Origin of the sequence: Streptosporangium sp. CA-135522, assembly GCF_050949235.1 — a bacterium.
In the GTDB taxonomy this organism is placed as follows: Bacteria; Actinomycetota; Actinomycetes; order Streptosporangiales; family Streptosporangiaceae; genus Streptosporangium.
On sequence record NZ_CP192026.1, the window covers coordinates 4577287 to 4596519 of the forward strand.

Annotated in this window: 14 protein-coding genes; 5 read left to right on the forward strand and 9 right to left on the reverse strand. The window is 69.0% G+C overall.

Annotated features, from left to right (window positions below):
* Positions 1-62: 62 nt before the first annotated feature.
* Positions 63-1250 carry a DUF3103 family protein gene (locus ACQPYK_RS21245; protein ID WP_433257692.1) on the reverse strand — a complete coding sequence of 396 codons (1188 nt, stop codon included), beginning with the start codon at positions 1248-1250 and terminating at the stop codon, positions 63-65.
* A 596-nt stretch (positions 1251-1846) separates the two neighbouring features.
* Between ACQPYK_RS21245 and ACQPYK_RS21250 the strand changes: the two genes are divergently transcribed.
* Positions 1847-5068 carry a BTAD domain-containing putative transcriptional regulator gene (locus ACQPYK_RS21250; protein ID WP_433257694.1) on the forward strand — a complete coding sequence of 1074 codons (3222 nt, stop codon included), beginning with the start codon at positions 1847-1849 and terminating at the stop codon, positions 5066-5068.
* A 126-nt stretch (positions 5069-5194) separates the two neighbouring features.
* Here the strand turns inward: ACQPYK_RS21250 and ACQPYK_RS21255 are convergent, their stop codons facing one another.
* Positions 5195-5866: a TetR/AcrR family transcriptional regulator gene (locus ACQPYK_RS21255; RefSeq protein WP_433257696.1), complete on the reverse strand. Its 672-nt coding sequence runs from the start codon at positions 5864-5866 to the stop codon at positions 5195-5197.
* 68 nt (positions 5867-5934) lie between these two features.
* Between ACQPYK_RS21255 and ACQPYK_RS21260 the strand changes: the two genes are divergently transcribed.
* From ACQPYK_RS21260 to ACQPYK_RS21270, 3 genes are all read left to right on the forward strand, one after another.
* A complete protein-coding gene (locus ACQPYK_RS21260) occupies positions 5935-6699 on the forward strand; it encodes an SDR family oxidoreductase (RefSeq protein WP_433257697.1) in 765 nt (254 codons plus the stop codon).
* A gap of 396 nt (positions 6700-7095) precedes the next feature.
* Complete coding sequence (locus ACQPYK_RS21265) at positions 7096-9726, forward strand: NPCBM/NEW2 domain-containing protein (RefSeq protein ID WP_433257700.1); 2631 nt, start codon at positions 7096-7098, stop codon at positions 9724-9726.
* Between the two features lie 194 nt (positions 9727-9920).
* Entirely contained in the window at positions 9921-11084 is a 1164-nt protein-coding gene (locus ACQPYK_RS21270; protein ID WP_433257702.1) for an FAD-dependent monooxygenase, read from the forward strand.
* A gap of 102 nt (positions 11085-11186) precedes the next feature.
* Here the strand turns inward: ACQPYK_RS21270 and ACQPYK_RS21275 are convergent, their stop codons facing one another.
* On the reverse strand, positions 11187-11648 hold the full coding sequence (locus ACQPYK_RS21275; RefSeq protein WP_433257703.1) for a hypothetical protein: 462 nt from the start codon (positions 11646-11648) through the stop codon (positions 11187-11189).
* A 373-nt stretch (positions 11649-12021) separates the two neighbouring features.
* Positions 12022-12537 carry a GNAT family N-acetyltransferase gene (locus ACQPYK_RS21280; protein WP_433257704.1) on the reverse strand — a complete coding sequence of 172 codons (516 nt, stop codon included), beginning with the start codon at positions 12535-12537 and terminating at the stop codon, positions 12022-12024.
* A 673-nt stretch (positions 12538-13210) separates the two neighbouring features.
* On the opposite strand from ACQPYK_RS21280, the gene ACQPYK_RS21285 reads away from it, so the two are divergent.
* The gene (locus ACQPYK_RS21285) at positions 13211-13663 is read left to right on the forward strand and encodes a hypothetical protein (RefSeq protein ID WP_433257706.1); all 453 of its coding nucleotides are present in this window, start codon (positions 13211-13213) and stop codon (positions 13661-13663) included.
* A gap of 88 nt (positions 13664-13751) precedes the next feature.
* On the opposite strand, the gene ACQPYK_RS21290 is transcribed toward ACQPYK_RS21285, so the two are convergent.
* The 5 genes from ACQPYK_RS21290 to ACQPYK_RS21310 are packed head-to-tail and all read right to left on the reverse strand — an operon-like array spanning position 13752 to position 19210.
* Positions 13752-15062: an alpha-glucosidase/alpha-galactosidase gene (locus ACQPYK_RS21290; RefSeq protein ID WP_433257707.1), complete on the reverse strand. Its 1311-nt coding sequence runs from the start codon at positions 15060-15062 to the stop codon at positions 13752-13754.
* Positions 15059-16015, reverse strand: coding sequence for a carbohydrate kinase family protein (locus tag ACQPYK_RS21295; RefSeq protein ID WP_433257709.1), 957 nt, complete (start codon positions 16013-16015; stop codon positions 15059-15061). The genes ACQPYK_RS21290 and ACQPYK_RS21295 overlap by 4 nt, the downstream gene beginning before the upstream one ends.
* A 26-nt stretch (positions 16016-16041) precedes the next feature.
* Complete coding sequence (locus ACQPYK_RS21300; protein ID WP_433257711.1) at positions 16042-16920, reverse strand: carbohydrate ABC transporter permease; 879 nt, start codon at positions 16918-16920, stop codon at positions 16042-16044.
* The gene (locus ACQPYK_RS21305) at positions 16917-17867 is read right to left on the reverse strand and encodes a carbohydrate ABC transporter permease (RefSeq protein ID WP_433257713.1); all 951 of its coding nucleotides are present in this window, start codon (positions 17865-17867) and stop codon (positions 16917-16919) included. The genes ACQPYK_RS21300 and ACQPYK_RS21305 overlap by 4 nt, the downstream gene beginning before the upstream one ends.
* An 11-nt stretch (positions 17868-17878) precedes the next feature.
* Positions 17879-19210 carry an ABC transporter substrate-binding protein gene (locus tag ACQPYK_RS21310; RefSeq protein WP_433257715.1) on the reverse strand — a complete coding sequence of 444 codons (1332 nt, stop codon included), beginning with the start codon at positions 19208-19210 and terminating at the stop codon, positions 17879-17881.
* Positions 19211-19233: the final 23 nt, after the last annotated feature.

Sequence of the window (19233 nt, forward strand, 5' to 3'; positions counted from 1 at the left end):
ACCGGCCGCCCGGGCCCCGGCGGTGGGCCGGGGTCCGGGCGGGTGACGGGTTTCGGAGACGGTCAGATCTGGCGGTAGTCCTGGGTCCAGAACATGCCTCTCGGGCGCGCCGCGCAGTGACCGTAGGTCATCTGGGCGTTCTGGGCGTAGCAGGAGTCCACCCAGTCGTCGCTGTCGGTGACCCAGTCGCTGGGCAGGGCTCCGACGATCTTGTCGGCGACCTGGACGTACTGGCCGTTGCCGCTCACTACCAGCGCGCCGTCGACGACCGCCTTGACCAGGCCGGACAGGTCGGTGTTGTCGTCGTGCTCCATCCAGACGACATCGAGGCTGCTCCAGCTGAAGTTCGACCAGTCGATGAGCACCTGGTTCGGCCGGTAGTCCTTGTCCTGCTCCTGGATGTAGGGCATCTCCAGCGAGTCGACCCGCGCCTTGCCGTCGGTGCCGGCGCCGGTCACCCAGGCGTAGATCTCCGGACCGCCCTTGTACCAGGGCTCGTGGTCGTTGTAGTTGGTGATGCGGGTGATGACGCTGGCCGGCCGCTGCAAGGTCGCGCCCGCGGTCTTCTCGGTCTTCGTGGTGTTCGCCGCCGCCGACTGCTGGGCGACCTCCTCCTGGCTCTTGTCGATCCCGGCGACCCCCGCCTTGTCGAGAGCCTGGCGCAGCGCCCGACGGCTCAGGTCGGCGGACTTGTGCTCGTCCAGACCCACGATGAGCACCGGGCGCTTGGGGGCCTTGTTCGCGTCGAGCCGGTGGAGCCGGCCGGCGGAGTCGTAGGCGTTGACGGTGCGGACGGCCTTCTCGTCGGCCGACGGGGTGAACACGACCAGGGTCTGACCGGCCGGGATCCGCTTGGTCATGCCCGGTCCGGTCCGGACCTCCAGCAGCGACTCGTGCGCGGTCGCGAAGCCCTTGAGCCGCAGGACGTCACCGTCGGCCCGGCGGGCGTATTCGGCCACGTCCCCGGCGCCGGTGATCGAGGTGAACAGGTCGGCCAGGCCGGCCTGCCCGTCACCGGCCAGCTCGCCTTCCAGCGCCGTCCGGAAGTCGCGGTCGCCGAGCCTCCGGGCGACCTGCTCGGCCAGCGCCTGCTTGTAGCGGTCCATCGTGGCGGCGCGCTCGGCGGCCGCGGAAGGAGCCGGATTGCTCGGCGTCGGCGTCGGCACGTCGGCCGAGGCCGTCATCGGCGCCAGGCCGCCGACCAGGGTGGTGGCCAGGGCGAACGCCGCCAGCCCCGCTAGCTTCTTCACTCGTTTTCCCAACTCTCGGTTGACTCGTCCAAGCGCGGGCACCTGGAGGAGGGCCGGTCTGAGAGGCCGGTGGCGCATCGCCGAAGAACCTCCACGTGCACGCGGTGCGCGACCGCCGCCTCCCATGACCGTTCGTCGGTGGGTCTTCTCCGGAAGACGGCGTCCATCGCGGTCGCAGTCTCACAAGCTCCGCCAGTGAAGGACTTGGAACGCCGTACGGCTGATCGCGACGCCTCCCGGCGGGGAGACGTCACTGGCGAACTCCAAGCCGCCGGCCGCGGACCGCCGCCCTGCTCGCAGGGGGCCGGTCACGCGGCGTCTCTCGCCTCCAAGCCGTCTCCTGGCGAGTCCGCTCAGGGCGCCCCGGCTCCCGGAGCAGGAGAGGGCATGGAAGGACATGGGTAGATCCGGGGGAGGACACCGGTGGGATCGGGAGGAGGACACGGGGTGGACCGCGGTCCCCCACCAGGCGGATATTTCCGGCTTTCGCCGCAGCTTCCCGGCATTGCTTGCGCGCGGAACGCCATCATCGTTCGATGCACCGATTTCGTACCAGGAACGGTAGGCGCGCTCACATGCCGAAGACAGGTGAGGGAGTGCGATTACAGGTCTTCGGCCAGGTAGGGGCATACGATGACGGGGTCGCCGTCGCTCTCGGCGGCCCCCGGCAGCGCGCGGTGCTGGCCCGGCTGCTGGTCTCCCTCGGCACGGTGGTCTCCACCGACGCACTGATAGACGACCTGTACGGCGACGCTCCGCCTCCGAGCGCGGTGGCCACGATCCAGGCGTACGCCTCCAACCTGCGCCGGGCGCTGGAGCCGCGACGCGCCCCCCGCACCCCCGCCCGGCTTCTCATCGGCCGGCCGCCCGGCTACCTGCTCGCCGCCGTCGACGTCGATGCCGTGTCGTTCACCGAGCTGGTCGAGCGGTCGGAGTCACAGCCGCCCGCCGAGGCCCTGGACGGGCTCGATCAGGCACTGAGGCTGTGGGGCGGGCCGCCCTACGGCGAGTTCGCCTCCGAACTGTGGGCGGTGGCCGAGGTCAACCGCCTGTGCGAGCTGCGCCTGGTCGCGATCGAGCGGCGCGCCCAGGCGCGGCTGGATCTCGGCCGCCCGCAGGCGGCGATCAGCGAGCTGGAGGCCGAGGCGGCCGCGCATCCGCTGCGCGAGCGGCTGTGGTGCCAGCTCGCGCTGGCCCTGTACCGCACCGGACGGCAGGGCGACGCGTTGTCGGCGCTGAGCCGTGCCAGGGACCTGCTCGCCGACCAGCTCGGCCTGGACCCCGGCCCGGCGCTGCGCACGTTGGAGGAGGACATCCTCCGGCAGGCCGGCTCGCTCATGCCGCTCCCGGCCGAGGCGGCCGTCCTCGCCCTGGCCCCGCCACGCCCTTCGGCTCCGCACGGCCGTGACCGGCAGCTCGCCGAGCTGGAGGCTCTGCTGGAGCGGGACGGGCTGAACGTCGCTGCCGTGAGCGGTGAGCCCGGTATAGGCAAGACCCATCTGCTCGAGGCGTTCGCCGAGCGGTGCGCCGACCTCGGCCGCACGGTGCTGTGGGGCCGCTGCCCCGAGACGGAGGGCGCGCCCCCGCTGCGGCCGTGGATTCAGGTGTTGCAGGCGCTGAACCGGATCTGCCCCGCTCCCGACCCGGGGGAGCTCAACGGGCTCATGGACGACGAGGCGCCCATGGGCTCGACCGCGGCCGCGCGGCTGCGCCGCCACCAGGCCCTCGCCGGCTGGCTCGGGACCGCAACGCGCGCCCGGCCCCTCGTCATCGTGCTGGACGACCTGCACTGGGCCGACACCGCGTCCCTGAGCCTGCTCGGCGATGTCGCCGCGCTCCTCAGGGGCGAGGAGGCACCGGGAGAGGGTGCTTCGATCACACTGGTCATCGCGTTCCGCGACGGGCCCGAGCGCCTTCCCCTGGGCGACGTGCTCGGCCGCCTCACCCGCCACGACCTGTCCCACCTGCGCCTGGCCGGTCTCGGAGCCGAGCAGGTGCGCGCCGTCGCCGGGGACATGGGCGTCGAGATCGACGAACCGACAGCCCTCCTGCTGGCCGAGCGCACCGGCGGCAACCCGTTCTTCGTTCGTGAGACGGCGCGTGCCCTCGCCCAGGGCGGCACGCTGGAGGCCGTACCCGACGCGGTGACCGACCTGATCCGCAGGCGGCTGGCCACGCTGGGCCGGCGGACCGGGGAGGTGCTCGGCGCCGCCGCGGTGATCGGCAGGGACTTCGACCCGGACCTCCTCACCCGGGTGTGCCGGCAGGAGGTGTACGACCCGCTGGACCGCGCCGCGCAGGCCGGTCTGGTGGCGTTCCGGGCCGGACGCATGGCCTTCGCCCACGATCTGGTCAGGGAGACACTGCTGCACGACATCCCTCCGCTGCGCCGGGCGGTGATCCACCGGGAGGTGATGGCCGCCTACGCCGAGCGCCCGGGCGCCGACGTGGCCGTCATCGCCCACCACGCGTTGGAGGCGGGCCCGGCCGCGTACGGTGAGGCGGCCCGGTGGGCGCGGGCGGCGGCCGAGCAGGCCTCGCTACGCCTGGCCTACCACGAGGCCGCTTCCTGGTGGGGGCAGGCGGTACGGGCACACGGTGCCTCGGCGGGCGATCCGCTCGACCATGTGGAGCTGCTGCTGCGGCAGGTGCGCGCCCTGCTGGACGCGGGCGATCCGCTCGGGGCGAGGGCGGCCCGCGCGCAGGCCATCCCCGCGGCGGACCGCGCCGCCGACCGCGGCGATCCCACGCTCATCGCCCGCGCGTTGACCGCGCTGGAGGCTCCCGCCGTCTGGACGCTGCGCAACCCGTACGAGGAGGTCGAACTGCGGCTCGTGCACCGGTTCGAGATGGCGCTTCGGGAGCTGCCCGACGGAGACGGTCCTGAGCGGGCAGGGCTTCTCGGCGGGCTCGCGCAGGAGCTGTACGACGGGACCGACGACCAGCGCCGGGATCGCCTCTCCTCCGAGGCCGTCGAGATCGCTCGCCGGCTGGGCGACCCGCACCTGCTGATGCGCATGCTCAACGCACGGCATCTGGCGCTGACCCAGTCGATCCACGCCGAGGAACTGCTGGAGATCGCCACCGAGCTGCTCGACCTTGCGGTGCGCGCGCGGACGCCGGAGTTCGAGCTGCTGGCGCAGATGCTGCTCACCCACGACCGATTGGAGATGGCCGACATCGCGGGCGCGGACATGGCAGCGGCCCGCTGCGACGCCATGCTGAGGCGGCTGCCTCTCCCGTGGCCGCGCTTCCAGCACACCATGTGGCGGGCCAACCGGCTCACCCTTGCCCGCCGCTTCGACGCTGCCACGGCCATGTACGGCGAGGCGGAGGAGCAGGCCGAACGGCTCGGCATGTGGTACGCGGGTGCCGTGGTGGCCACCGGTCGCATCCTTCTGCACTACCAGCGGGGTACCATCGCCGAGGCCGGGCCGCTGATCGACTCGATCGCCGGCATCCACGCCACCATGGACCATGACGCCCGCATCCTGCAGTTGTGTGCGCAGGGCCGCAGCGGCGAGGCGGCGATGATGGTCCGCGACGGCTGGCCGGTGCCGCCGCTGGACTGGTCGTGGCTGACCATGATCTGCCTTCAGGGGGCGGCGCAGGCGGCTCTCCGAGACTTTCCGGCCTGCCGGGTGACCTACGCGACGCTGCTTCCGTACGCGGGGCGGATCTCGGTGGGATCCGCGATCGCCCTGGCCGGCCCGGTGGACCGGTATCTGGCCCTGCTCGCCTCCACTCTGGGTGACCGGGCCGTGGCGAACAGGCACCTGGCCGCGCTGGCCCGCCTGGAAGACGAGCCCGACGCGTGAGGGGACCGGGCGCCGGAGGCCATCGTCTCGCCGGGTAGGCCCCGAGCTCCTCCGGCGCCGCCCCGGTGGCGTACGTCGACGGCTGTTCGTCGGCTGCCCCGGCTCGCACCTACGAGACGGGAATCGTCATCGGCGCCCTGCGCGCCCGATGGGCTCCGAGGTGTCGATGCCGCCGGCGGGTTCGACGATGTCATCGCCGAAGGCGGCAGCGAGCGCCTTCGCGATCACGTCGGGCAGCTCGGTCCGTCCGTCGTCCTCGGCCCAGCGCACCAATGCCGTGTGCAGGGCGGCCAGGCAGGCACTGGCCGCCACTTGGGCGTGGAAGGCCGCGTCGGGATCGGTGGCATCGTCCCCGAGGGCCTCGACGATCGCCTGCTGAAGGGCGTAGTGGTTGTCCAGGTGCTTGGCCCGCAAGGCCGGCGTCGAGATCATGAGCCGGAGGCGGGCAAGCAGGAACTGCTCACCCGCCGTCAGGTCGTCTCCGTGGCCGCCACCGGTCAACGCCGCGGCCGAGTCGATGAGCGCGCCGCCGATGCGGCGGACCAGGGGCTGCGCGGCGGGCGACGCGACGATCCGCTCGGCGACGAGCCGACCGTGCTGGTCGACGAGCACGAGGTCCTCCTTCGTGGGGAAGTGCCGGTACACGGTCATGGGCGACACGCCTGCGGCTTCGGCGACGTCGGTCACGGTCGTGGCGTCGTATCCGCGCTCGGTGAACAGCCGTACCGCGTGCGCCTGAATCATGCGCTGCGTCTCGGCTCGCCGTTGTGCTCGCAACGTTGAGTGCTGGTCGGGCATGTGATAGACACTACCGCACTGGTAGTAGCTACCAGATTGGTAGTAACTAACAGATTGGAGTGGTTGGCATGAGTGATCTGACCGGCAGGACGGCTCTCGTGACCGGAGCATCGCGCGGCATCGGGCGGGCGATCGCGGCCCGGCTGGCGGCGAAGGGGGCGGTGGTCATCGTGCACTTCGGCACGGACAAGGACGGTGCGACGGCGACGGTCGACGAGATCGAACGTGCCGGTGGAACCGCGCTCGCCGTCGGGGCGGAGCTGGGCGTGGATGACGACGTCGAGACGCTCTTCGCGGGAGTCGAGGCCGGCCTGGCCGGGCGGCCGCTCGACATCCTCGTCAACAACGCGGCGGCTGCGCCCGCCGGCCCGCTCGGAGCCACGACGCGGACGGAGTTCGACCACCTCTTCGCGGTGAACGTGCGAGCGCCGTACTTCATCATCCAGCGAGCATTGCCACTGCTCCGCGACGGTGGCCGTATCGTCACGATCTCGTCCGTGGCGACCCGGATGGCCAACCCCACCCAGACGTCCTTCGCCATGACGAAGGGCGCGGTCGAGACGATGAGCATGACCTTGGCCAACGAGCTTGGAGTCCGAGGAATCACGGTGAACGCGGTCGCTCCCGGCGCCACCCGGACGGCGACCAACGGATCGGTCTTCGAAGCACCGGGCCTGGCCGAGCTCATCGCTGGATCGACGGCGCTCGATCGCCTGGGCGGGGCCGACGACGTCGCCGACGTAGTCGCGTTCCTCGCCTCCGACGCCGCGCGCTGGATCACCGGTCAGGTCATCGACGCAAGTGGTGGACTGTTCCTCGGACCGCGCGCCTGATCGCGGGTTCGTCGACGAGAGCTCACTGTGCCGCCCACCAGACTCCCGATCGGCGGCGACACCTGGTGAATGTGGGGTTCGGACCCACGCGGGCCGGACCCCATCTATCTCTTCCTCTGCCGATCCATGGAGTGACTCCTGCGGGGGTGTGGTGTTGGCCAGGACGCTACACCCACTCTTGCAAGAGTTCAATGAAAGTTTTCGCTCGATCGAGCTAATCCGTGCTGAGGGGCAGGCCGCCTCGCCCGCTGCGCGCATGGGCGCGCGGAGGATAGCCGCCCTCGCCCAACTAAACAACTATTGACATTGATCTTCGTGAAGCACTCAATAGGCCCCACAGTTCAACATCTTTCAACGCAGCGCTCCGACTTCCTCGTCGAAAGGAATCGATTTCAGATGCGCCGTCTCGTCCATGCGCTCCTGGCCTTACTGGCTTCGGCCCTTGCCGTGTCCGCCCTCCCCGGACTGCCCGCCGAAGCGGCGGGGCCGTACGTCGTCGAGGCCGAGAGCATGACGCTGTCCAACTTCACGACAGCCAGCGTGGAGCACACCTTCAACGGCGCGCCGGTCGAGACCGTGAACTACATCCAGGGCGTTTCCGGCCAGTCGAGCACCGCCACCAAGGCATTCAGCGGCGCCACCGGCACTTACGACCTCATCACGCGCTACAACGGCAAAATCGCGGGTGGAGTCACCTACACGCTCGCGGTGAATTCCACCACCGTGGATTCGTGGGCCACGTCGCAGCGAAATGGTCGCGACTACACCGATCCCGCGAACATCGACACCCATACGTCGAGCAAAGTAACGCTCAATAACGGTGACACCGTCAAGCTGACGGCCGCGTCCGCCAACGAGACACCGCGCGTCGACAAGATCACGATCCAGGAGTACGTTGGTCCGCCGGCCAGCACGCTGAGCATCGATTCACCGAACGCGGCACTGAACGAGGGCTTCAACTGGGGCAAGAGCCGGGCTCTGGGTATGACGTTCTATCCCGGGAACCCGATGATGGGGCACGAGCCGGAGTGGTGGCGGCTGAAGGATTCCACGCACACCACGGTGATGCCCGGTTACTGGGGCGCCTATCTGAACCGGGAGTCCTTCTACAACAGGGACATCTCCCATCAGTCGGATGGCGCGCACGCGCTTGGCCTGGACAATGAGACCTTCGCCATGCTGAAGACGTTCGCCGGCGATGCCGACGATCCGGGCCAGAACGGCTGGCCGCTTTGGGCGCACAGCTCCTACGGGAGGATGTACTACATCGACGGCACGGGATTTCGGGAACTGCCGTCGCCGTTCAACGTGATGGCCAAGGCCTACAAGCAGTACCAGTGGACGGGAAACCAGAACTGGATCAACGATCCGACCCTCTCGGCGTACTACGACTCGACCATGGGTTCGTTTCTGACCAACCACGAAGTGACGTGGAACGACGCGAATCCCTCCGGCGAGCAGCCGGTCGCGAAGATGCAGCCCGGCGAATACACGGCGACATTCTTCGAGTTCCCGAACGAGCATCTCGTCTCCGCCGCCGACGCGCTGGGCTACCAGTACCAGTCGATGGTCGCGTATTCGGCGATCCTGAAGGAAAAGGGCGACAACGCCAACAGCACGAAGTGGGCCGACCGCGCCCAGCGAGTACGCGACCACTTCGAGAAGAACTGGTGGGATTCGGCGACCAACCGCTACATCCGCGGCAAGGACGCCGACGGCAAGGGTTACAGCAGTTGGGGGCATGAGGCCAGCTTCCTGATGATGTTGGCGGGGCTGGGCGACCACGGCGCCAGGACCGGCGACTACCTGGACTTCATCGCCGCCAACGACGATGACCTGAATGTCGAGGCGACCTCCTATCTGCCGGAGATGTACTACCAGTACAACCGGCCTTCACAGGGCTGGGCCTGGCTCAAGAAGCTCATGGCCGACAAGAACGGATATCCGGAAATTTCGTTCACGGTGGTCAGCAACACCATCGACGGCATGATGGGGGTGCAACCGGACGCCCCGCACCACAAGGTGGCCACCGTCCCGCGGTTGACCTCTGAGGTGCCGTGGGTGGAGATCAACCACCTCAAGGTCGGCGGCAACGACCTCAAGCTCAAGCACACCGGCACGACGGCCTCCACGCTGACCAACAACTCCGGCTCCACCATCACCTGGGAAGCTCAGTTCTACGGGACCCTCTCCACGATCAGCGTGAACGGCACCCCGCAGACGCCGCAGACCAAGTCGCTGTACGGCCGGACGGTTTCGTACGTGACGGTGCCGGTGGCCGCCGGCGCGTCGGTGACCGCGACCGCCGGAAGCGCAGGAGGGGACACCACGGCCCCCACCGCGCCGACCCACCTCGCGGCGAGCAAGGTGACCTCGAACAGCGTGGATCTGAGCTGGGCGGCGTCGACCGACAACGTCGGCGTGACCGGCTACAGCATCTACCGCGGCACCACGCTGATCGGTTCGTCGACGGGCACGAGCTTCACGGCGACCGGTCTTTCCGCCTCGACGCCGTACACGTTCACGGTGAAGGCGAAGGACGCGGCCGACAACAACTCGGCGGCCAGCGACGCGGTCAACGTCACCACCACCATCAGCGGAAACGGGCAGACAGTCGATCTGAGCGATCTCACCTGGGTCAATGCCGTGAGCGACTTCGGCACCGTTCAGAAGAACAGAAGCGTCGACTCGAACCCCATCAAGCTGGCCGGGACCACCTACACCAAGGGCATCGGCACGCACGCCAACAGCGCCATCACCTACACCTTGAACGGCGGGTACGCGAAGTTCCAGGCGGAGGTCGGCGTGGACGACGAGATCTCCGCGAACGCGACGGTCAGGTTCCAGGTCTGGGGCGACGGCGCCAAGCTGTACGAGAGTCCGTCGGCGATGACTCCGTCCAGCGCGGCAGCCTCCATCGATGTCAGCGTGGCCGGGGTGACCTCGCTGGTGCTGAAGGTGACGGATGCGGGAGACGGGATCAACAGCGACCACGCCGACTGGGCGGGAGCAAAGCTGAGGTCGTGATGCGCCAGATCGGCGGGGAGCCCTTCGCCCTCGACTGGGCAGGCTCCCCGGTTCGACGCCCATCGAGGTCGGACATATTTCGATAATTGGCCATCTCATGACCAGTGGCTCAGCAGGATGAGATCGTCCGCCGCACACCACTTCCGCTACTCTATGCTATGAATTGATCACCTTGCGTCATGGTAGGAGCTCGTGTGAAGGTCGCCTGTGTCGGCGGTGGACCCGCCAGCCTGTACTTCTCGATCCTGATGAAGCGGGTGGACCCGTCCCATGACATCACCGTCTACGAGCGGAACCCGGCAGGGTCGACGTATGGCTGGGGTGTGACCTACTGGGAGGAACTGCTCAACGATCTGCATGGTGCCGACCCCGAGTCCGCACGCGCCATCGCTGACGGCTCGGTCTGCTGGGACGACTGGGTCGTGCACATCCGCGACCGCACGACGGTGACGGTGGAGCACGGGGACGAGGGCTTCGGCATCGGCCGGCGCCAACTGCTCGGCATCCTCGCCGAGCGGGCCGACTCCCTCGGCGTGCGCATCGAGTTCGAGCGCGAGATCGCCGACGAGGACGAACTGGCCGACGTCGACCTCGTCGTCGCCGGAGACGGTGTCAACAGCGTGCTGCGCGAGCGTCACGCCGACCACTTCGGTACCGAGGTCGCGGTCGGGAAGAACACCTATATCTGGGTCGGCACCACCAAGATCTTCAACGCCTTCACCTTCGCCTTCGTGGAGACCGCGCACGGCTGGATCTGGTGTTACGGCTACGGATTCAGCAAGGAGCACAGCACCTGCGTCATCGAGTGTTCCCCCGCGACCTGGAGGGGACTCGGACTCCACGAGGCGAACGAGGCCGATGGCCTGGCCCTCCTGGAGAAGATCTTCGCCGACATACTGGACGGGCACCCGCTGATCGGCCGGGCACAGGCTGACGGCAGCGCGCACTGGCTGAACTTCCGCACCCTGACCAACCGGACGTGGTACCGCGACAACCTCGTCCTGGTCGGGGACGCCGCGCACACCACGCACTACTCCATCGGTGCGGGCACCTCCCTCGCGCTGGGGGACGCGGCCTTCCTGGTCACCGCGCTGCACGGAGACACGCGACTCCAGCCCGCCCTCGCCCGTTACGAGCGGGGGCGCAAGGCCGTGATCCGGTCCGCCCAGAGATCGGCCCGCTACAGCGCCCAGTGGTATGAGAACGTCCCGCGCTACATCGACCTTCCGCCGGCACAGATGTTCGCGCTGCTCGGCCAGCGGCACTCCCCGTTGCTCCCGCACATCCCGCCGCGGCTGTACTACCGGATCGACCAAATGGCCGGGCGGCTCGCGTCGCTGCGCGGGTTCAACCGCTGACCGGGGGCTCGAGGTCACACGATCCATGCATGCCAGAACACCCAGATGTGACGATCTCGCGGTGATCGATGCCGACGTGCGGAGCCATACCTCGCGGTGGGCTCAGCGGCGGTAACGGTAGTGGTAGACCGCTCTGGCAGTGGCGTACGTCCTGAAGTCGGCTTCGCCGTCCTGATAATCCCACCACGCGGCTTCAAGTCTCGAATCGACGACATTGCACGTGCTGCTGCGGGAATGGCCGCGCTTGATGGAGCCGATATAGATTGTTCCCTTTCCCACGTAGCGTCCATTGACCTCGAGGCGGCAGGTGCCGCCCACCCAATCGATGTTGTACCGGCCGTTGTTCGTCACTTTGACGCGGATCCCGCAGGCCGATTCACACCACTCGAAGCTGAGCTTGAGCCGTACGCCGCCCGCGGTGGCGGTGGCGGCGGCCGCGGGTGCGACGAGCGAGCCGGCGAGCAGAAAACCGCACAAGAACGCGACCAATCGTTTCACGGCATACCTCGAGCCAAGAAAGCGGTGAATTTGCCCCAGAATCACACGAGTATCGATCTTCTGCAATGACGAGCCTCGATCTTCTGCAATGAGAGGCACCGCTAACGCGACCACTTTCGGGCCCGGGACGAACCGGACCGCCCCGCCGTATCGTTTTTCCCTGTCGGTGCCGCGGGTCGGCGCCGAGCACGTCGAGCCGGTCGCTGGTGCTCCGTCGCCGCCGGCCGGGATCCTCCCGGCCGTTCAGGAACGCGCCCTGCTCGGGGGCGCCGGGTCGACTCATGCGGCGAACACCCCGGAGGGCGCCGCCCGGTAGGTGCGGACCCCGCCGATCTTCTCCGATCTGATCAGGCCGCAGGCCTCCGGCACCTGTGCGTTCACCGGGTCATGACCGGCTGGAGGTGAGGTCGGCAGCGGCGTACCGCTGCCGACCCCGGGATTACGGCAGGGTCGGATACGGCGCCGTAGCGCAGAACCGGGCCGTGTCCTCCTCGGCGCTCAGCCGCTGGAAACCGGCCTTTTCGAGCACGCGGATCGAAGGCGGATTCGACAGCTCCACGTTGGCGTACACCGTGTGGACGCCGGGAGCGGTGAAGGCGAACTCCGTCAGGGCCCGGGTGGCCTCGGAAGCGTAGCCGCGGCTCCGCCGGGAGGCCACGACGCCATATCCGATTTCGAGGGTGCCGTCGCCGGGCGGCCAGAACAGGCCGATCGAGCCGACCACCAGACCGCTGTCGCGCTCGATGATCTGACGGTGGCCGTACTCGCCCAGCCATGCGGGATACTGACTGAACAGGCCGACGATGACGTGGTCACCTTCGGCGGGGAAGTCCTCGGCCCAGCGCGCGGACCGGGCGCCCTTCAGGACGGCGTCGACCTCATCGAGGGTCCAGGTTCGCAGGATGAGGCGGTCGGTGGTCAGATCGGTACCGACGGGTGAGAAGAAAGAACGCACGTAACACTCCTGATTGTTCGAACAACCGGACCGCGCTCCAAGCTCACGCGGGCCGGCTAAGGGGATGGCGAACAGAGCTGCTGGCAGCCATATTCATCAACCCCCTCATCACGAGTGATCACGGATCTTTCCGCGCCGACCCTAGTGCCCTTTCGCGGCGCGGGCAAATCCCTGTCGTCCGCGGCCAGGCCGCAACAATGGAGGCGGTACCGGCCGTGCCGGTGACCGGATCGCCGAAGTGGCCGTCGGCCGGGAACGACTCCGTCGGATCCTTCGCGCCGGCTCCATCGGCGCGAAGGGCGTACCGCGCCACTCCGTGGAACAGGTCGTGGGCGTCGTGGATGGTGGAGGGCGGCCTCGGCGTCGGCTCGATGTCGCCGTTCCACGTGGGAGCCGTCTCGTCGGACGGTGTGGGTGAGGCCGTGCGATCGACGAGTCGGTGCCCGAAGACGTCGTACCACCCGCGTACGGCAGAGGATGATCCAAAAGCGTACAATGATGGGAAACCACATGGCAGATCACGGTGTCGCAAGCGATCCGACAAACGCCCCGAAGATAGGACAAGATCCTCTTCGAGGGCCGCAGAGTCTGCGATGCTGAGGGCGGAAAAACGTGCCCTTATATAGACGCTGGGACAGGTGTTCGAATATGCCCGGCGGAGAGGACAACCCCCGTGCCCATCGCCTTCCAGTACGCCGACGATGCCGAGCGGGAGCATGCCGAGCGGCTCGCCGTGGCGCGCCAGCAGCTCGCCCACGAGGGTGAGCCTCATCCGACGTGGGAGGAGTTGACCGAGGAGGAGCGTAAGGAGGCCACGGTGGAGGCGGCCTGGTATCTGCGAGCCGGGCGCCGGGCCGGGCTGTACGGCTTCAACACGGCCCGACCGGTCACCGCCATGGTGCGTGACATCAACGGGCAGCCGATCTCCCGCGATGACTACGAGGCTTTCCTGCGCACCTGGATCGAGAAGAACGGAACCGGGGACCGGCTCGCGCTGATGGACAGCGCGGAGATGTTCGTCGTGGCCGCGCTGCTGGACGAGTTGTGCGGTGTCTACCCCAAGGAACGGCTTGGGCAGCTCGCCCGTGAGGTGGCCGTGGAGCTGAACGACCGGCGCGGCATCTGACCGGCTTGTCCACGCGTGCCCCGGGAGCGCAGGCCGCCCCGAATCCGGCCGCGCGCCTGCCGGCCGGAGTCGTTCAGGTGTCGATCGTTCAGGTGCCGAGGATGGCGCGCAGCGAGGGTTGCAGACGATCGGCGTGGGCGCGCACCATGTCGTCGCACAGCTCCCAGATGCGCTCGACCGTCACTGTCGCGGCGGTCGCCGGGTCTGTCATGGCGGCATGGCGGATGTGGCGCGGTTCGTCTTCCACCGCGGCTCGTACGACGAGGTCGTTCACGCTCAGATAGGTCCGGTTGAGCGCGGCCAGCTGGGCGGGCAGCGCGCCGACGCGGGTGGGCTGCACACCCAGCGCGTCGACCAGGCAGGGCACCTCGACCACGCCGTGGGCGGGAAGATTGTCGATCAGGCCGTGGTTGGGGACGTTGCCGTAGACGGTGCGGGGCGTGCCCGTGGTGATGCTGTGAATGATCTGGGGGGCGTACTCCATGGTCCCCTCGACCGGCAGCGGGGCTCCGGCGGCCAGGGCGTCGCGCGTCTTCTCGTAGGCGGCCACGTTCTGCTCGACGATGCGCAGATAGGCGCCGACGGGCAGCCGCAGCCGCTCGATCTCGCTGTCGTGGCGCAGGTACCAGGGCACGTACTCGGAGGAGTGCTCGCTGGTCTCGGTCGGGTAGTAGCCGAGGCGCCGGTACATGTCGACGCGGACCCTGCGTCGCAGCTGCTCGTCGGCTTCGACCATGGCGTCCAGACGCGGGTAGAGGTCGGTGCCGTCGTGTTCGAACCGCAACACCCACGCCTGGTGGTTGACGCCCGCGGCACGGTAGGTGACCTCCTCGTAGGGGACGCCGAGGAGGTCGGACAGGTCGCGCATCGTCCAGTACACCGAATGGCACAGGCCGACCACACGCGTCAGGCCGGTGGCCTGGGCGAGGTACTGGACGTTCATCGCCATCGGGTTGGTGTAGTTGAGCAGCCACGCCTGGGGGCAGAGCGCGGCGATGTCCTCGCCCAGGGACCTCAGCAGGGGAAAGGTGCGCAGTGCGCGGAAGATGCCGCCGACGCCGAGGGTGTCGCCGATGGTCTGGCGCAGGCCGTACCGGGCGGGGATGTCGAAGTCGGTGCGGGTGGCCTCGCCCATGCCGACCTGGACGATGTTGATGACGAAGTCGGCGCCGTCCAGCGCCGCCCGCCTGTCGGCGTGGGCGGTGATGCGGGGGTGGGCCTCGCGCTGGACGGCGATGTCCCGGGCGGCCAGTTCGGCGGTGGCCAGGCGTTCGGCGTCGATGTCGTGCAGGGCGATGTGAATGTTCTTCAGTTCGGGGAAGGCGAAGAGATCCGCGAGCAGACCCTGGGTGAAGACGACGCTTCCGGCGCCGATGAATGCGATCTTGGGAGTGCTCATGCCAGGTTCTTTCCGATACGGGTGACGTGCGCGGCGGCCTCGTCCCAGGTGGCCTGGGCGGTGGTGCCGCCGTGGGCACGGGTGGACAGGGCTCCGCAGGCGGCGGCGACGTCCAGGGCGTCGGCGGGGGACAGGCCGGCCAGGACCGCGGCGACGAAGCCGGCGTCGAAGCTGTCGCCGGCGCCGACGGTGTCGAGGGGCGTCACGGTGATGCCGCCGGTGGTGGTCAGGGCGCGGCCGTCGTGGCAGAGGGCGCCGTCCGCGCCGTTCTTGACGGCCACCAGGGGTCCGCGCGCGGCGAGAAGGGCGGCCGCCGCCTCCAGCGAGTCCGCGGCGGGCCCTGCGAGGTGGCGTGCCTCGCGGGCGTTGGGGAGCAGGATGTCGGTTTCGGCGAGTACGGCCGGCAGGCCGAGGGGGTCCCACCGGCCGGACGGGTCGTCGTTGGTGTCGAGCGAGGTCGTGGCGCCGTGGGTGCGCGCGGTGCGCAGCAGGACGGGCAGCGCCCGCGCGAGCTCGGGCATCAGGAAGTAGGAGGCGGCGTGCACGTGCCTGCTGCCGGTGAGCAACGACTCGGGGACGTCGTCACCGGTGGTGGCCGCCAGAGTGCCGGGGGCGGTGAGGATCGCGCGGTCGTCCCCGCGGGTCACCACCACGGTGAGAGGAGTGGACAGCTCAGCGTCCAGGCGCAGGGCCTGGGTGTCGACCCCGCGGGCGGTCAGGGTGTCGCGAACGTAGCGGCCGGCGTCGTCGTCGCCGACCCGCCCGGCGAAGGCGACCTTGAGGCCGAGGCGCGCGGCGCCGCAGGCCATGATCGCTGCGGATCCGCCGAGGGTGAGCGCGCCGGTGCCGACGAGCTGTTCACGTTGCCGGAAGGCGAGGGGCGCCTCCAGCGGGCCGAGGATGACGTCGGGGTTGGCGTCCCCGATGACGAGCAGGTCGAAAGTGTGCGGCATCGGTTTCCGTAGGTCGGTTGCGGGAGTCAGCCCTTGAGGCCGCTGGATGTGATGGACCGGATGAACGCCTTCTGCGCGCCGACGAAGGCGAGCAGCACCGGCAGGACCGTGATGACGTTGCCGGCCATGACCGCCGCCCACTGGGTGTGGTGCTGCCCTTGGAAGGTCGCCAGCCCCAGCTGCAGGGTGTACTGCGTGTCGTGGTTGATGGCGATCAGCGGCCAGGTCAGATCGTTCCAGGTCGACAGGAACGTCAGGATCGCCACGGTGCTCAGCGCGGGACGCGACAGCGGCAGCACGACGCGCAACAGCACCCGCAGCCGCGAACACCCGTCGATCCAGGCGGCTTCCTCCAACTCCCTGGGCAGAGAGAGGAAGAACTGCCGCAGGAGGAACACGGCGAACGGCGTGACCAGTGAAGGCACGATCAGCGCGCCCAGCGTGTCGATGAGTCCCAGGCGCTTCATGACGAGGAACGTCGGGATCATCGTCAGCTGGAAGGGGATGGCCATCGTGGCCAGCATCAGCACCAGCAGGAACCGGGAGCCGAAGAACCGCATGCGGGCGAAGGCGTAGCCGCCGAACGCGCCGAACAACAGATTGGACACGACCGCGACGGCGGAGACGATCAGCGAGTTGGCGAACCAGCTGGGGAACAGGGCGTTGCCCAGGACGTACCGGTATCCCCCGAGGTCGATGCCGGACGGCCACAACGGGGGAGGGAACCGGTTGATCTCCGCGTTGCTCATCACGGAGCTGAGCACCAGCCAGACCAGCGGGATCGCGAAGATCAGAGCGAGCGGGGCGAGCAGCAGATGCCAGGCGCTGAACGGCAGCCGCATACGGCCCCGTCCGGGCGTGGCCGCATGCGCGGCCTGACGCGAAGTGGTCACGGTCGCCGTCATCGGACGGCTCCTTCGAGCCGCCGGCCTTCACGGCCCCTGATCACGCGAAGGCCGGCGGCGATCACGAACAGCGCCACGGCGAGGACGTACGCGGCCGCGGCGCCGTAGCCGGCGGTGAAGTTCTTGAACGCCTGCTCCCAGATGAAGTAGACGATCACGGTGGTGGCGCCGAGCGGACCGCCCTTGGTCGTCACGTACACCAGGTCGAAGACCTGTAGTGCGTTGATGGTCTGCCACAGCACCAGGAACACGCTGACCGGGGCGATCGTGGGCAGGGTGACGTGGCGCAGCAGGTGCCATCGTCCGGCGCCGTCCAATCGCGCCGCCTCGATCAGGGGCCGCGGCACGTCCTGGAGGGCCGCGAGGTATACCACCACGCAGAATCCCATCCCGCTCCACAACGTGACGGCCACGAGGGCGAGCAGAGCCTGGGCGGGATCGGTGAAGAAGCCCTGGGGGGAGACGCCGAGCGCGTGCAGCACCGAGTTGGCCACGCCGAACTGCGGGTCGAGGATGAAGGAGAACAGCGTGCCCTGGGCCGTGGCCGAGACGACGAACGGCACGAAGATCAGCGTGCGGTACAGGCCGACCAGCCTGATGCGCCGGTTCAGGGCGAGGGCGAGCGCCAGCCCCAGGAGGATGCTGAGAGGGACGTACAGCGCCGTGTACAGCAGCGTGTTGCGTACGGCCTGGCCGAAGTGCGGATCCTTGGTCAGCGCGTAATAGTTGTCCAGCCCGACCCAGCGGCTCGGCGTGACCAGGTCGTCGGCCTGGAAGGACAGCAGCAGCGACCAGATCACGGGCACGACGCTGAGTCCGAGGATGACAAGGACGGACGGGGAGATGAACGCCCATGCGGCCGTCGACTCGCCGCGGCGTGAGCGGCGTACGGCACGCTGACGCCGTTCGTGCTCGGAGATGGTGAACGGTGTGGGGGGACGCGGCATGGAAGGACTCCTCAACGCGGTATGAGCAGAGCGGCATTGGCCTCATCGGCGCAGCTGCGTAGCGCTTCGGAGGGGGTGCTCCTGCGGAGCAGCACGGCGACGACGGCCTGCCCGAGCGCCTGGGATATCTGGGGATAGGCGGGGTGCACCGGCCGGGCCCGCGCCGACTCCAGCGCCTGCGCGAACACCTTGAGGCCCTTGGTTCCGGCGGTCTTGTCGCGCCAGGCGGGCAGAGCCTGGGTGGCGCGGCTCAGCGGCAGGCTGCCGGCCTCCACGTCCCAGCGCACGTCCTGCGCCGGCTGCATCAGCCAGCTCAGGAAGGTGCGGGCGGCCCGCACCCGCGCGCCGCCGTTGTCGAACATGGTCCACGTGTCGGGTCCGGAGATCGTCACCGGCCGGCCGCTGAAGGTGGGCAGCGGCACCACGTGGTAGTCGATCTCGGCCTGCTCGATGTCGGGCAGCTGCCACGGGCCGGTGACCACCATCCCCATCCGGCCGGACATGAACACCTGGTACATCTGTTCGCTGCCGGGCTTGGGATCGACGTAGACGCTCGACTCACGCGCGAGCGCCTCCACCACCTGCAGCGCCTGGACGCCCACATCGGCGAATCCGATGCCGCGCCCGTCGCCGGCGATCACATCGCCGCCCAGGTCCCACACGAGGGGCCATAACCGCCACACCGTGTCCTCGTCGCCCACGCCCGGCCATCCCGTGCCGAACGTGCCGCGCGTCGTGTCGGTGAGCCGCCGGGCCGTCTCGACGAACTCCCGCCACTTCCAGCCCGGCGCGGGCAGGGGCAGACCGGCCTCGCGGAACAGCTTTTTGTTGCAGACCACGGCCAGCGAGTCGACCACCGCGGGAGTGGCCCGGACCTGGCCGTTGAGGGTGACGGCCGCCCGTGCCGGCGCCCAGTAGTCGTTCCACGGCGTGGGCCCGGAACCGACGGTACCGGTCAGGTCCACCACCTGCGGGCTGCGCGCGATGCTGGCCAGGTCCGATCCGAAGATGTATGCGATGTCGGGATAGGAGCCCGACGCGAGCGCGGCGGTGACCTTCTGCAGCATCGCGTCGGCCAGCACTCCTCCGCCCAGGTCGACCCGGATGCCGGGATGCGCGCGCTGGAAGTCGGCGACCAGCCGCTCCAGGGCGTGCTTGGCCGTGTCGGTCTGCCCGTGCCACAGTTCGATCGTGATCCGTCCGTCGGCGCCGACGCCGTCGTCGGCGCCCTTCGCGCATCCCGCCGCGGTCACGCCTGTGACCGCGGACAGGGCCAGGGCGCGTGCACCGCGCAGGACTTCGCGACGTGAAGGCATGGGGGCGGCGTGACGGGTCACGTCCATCTGTACCTCCGAGATAACAGGGG

What these genes read in the sequence shown, in the direction of transcription:
- ACQPYK_RS21255 (WP_433257696.1), bottom strand. Translation starts at nt 5,866, where the DNA reads ATGCCCGACCAGCACTCAACGTTGCGAGCACAACGGCGAGCCGAGACG.
- ACQPYK_RS21260 (WP_433257697.1), top strand. Translation starts at nt 5,935, where the DNA reads ATGAGTGATCTGACCGGCAGGACGGCTCTCGTGACCGGAGCATCGCGC.
- ACQPYK_RS21265 (WP_433257700.1), top strand. Translation starts at nt 7,096, where the DNA reads ATGCGCCGTCTCGTCCATGCGCTCCTGGCCTTACTGGCTTCGGCCCTT.
- ACQPYK_RS21290 (WP_433257707.1), bottom strand. Translation starts at nt 15,062, where the DNA reads ATGAGCACTCCCAAGATCGCATTCATCGGCGCCGGAAGCGTCGTCTTC.
- ACQPYK_RS21295 (WP_433257709.1), bottom strand. Translation starts at nt 16,015, where the DNA reads ATGCCGCACACTTTCGACCTGCTCGTCATCGGGGACGCCAACCCCGAC.
- ACQPYK_RS21300 (WP_433257711.1), bottom strand. Translation starts at nt 16,920, where the DNA reads ATGACGGCGACCGTGACCACTTCGCGTCAGGCCGCGCATGCGGCCACG.
- ACQPYK_RS21305 (WP_433257713.1), bottom strand. Translation starts at nt 17,867, where the DNA reads ATGCCGCGTCCCCCCACACCGTTCACCATCTCCGAGCACGAACGGCGT.
- ACQPYK_RS21310 (WP_433257715.1), bottom strand. Translation starts at nt 19,210, where the DNA reads ATGGACGTGACCCGTCACGCCGCCCCCATGCCTTCACGTCGCGAAGTC.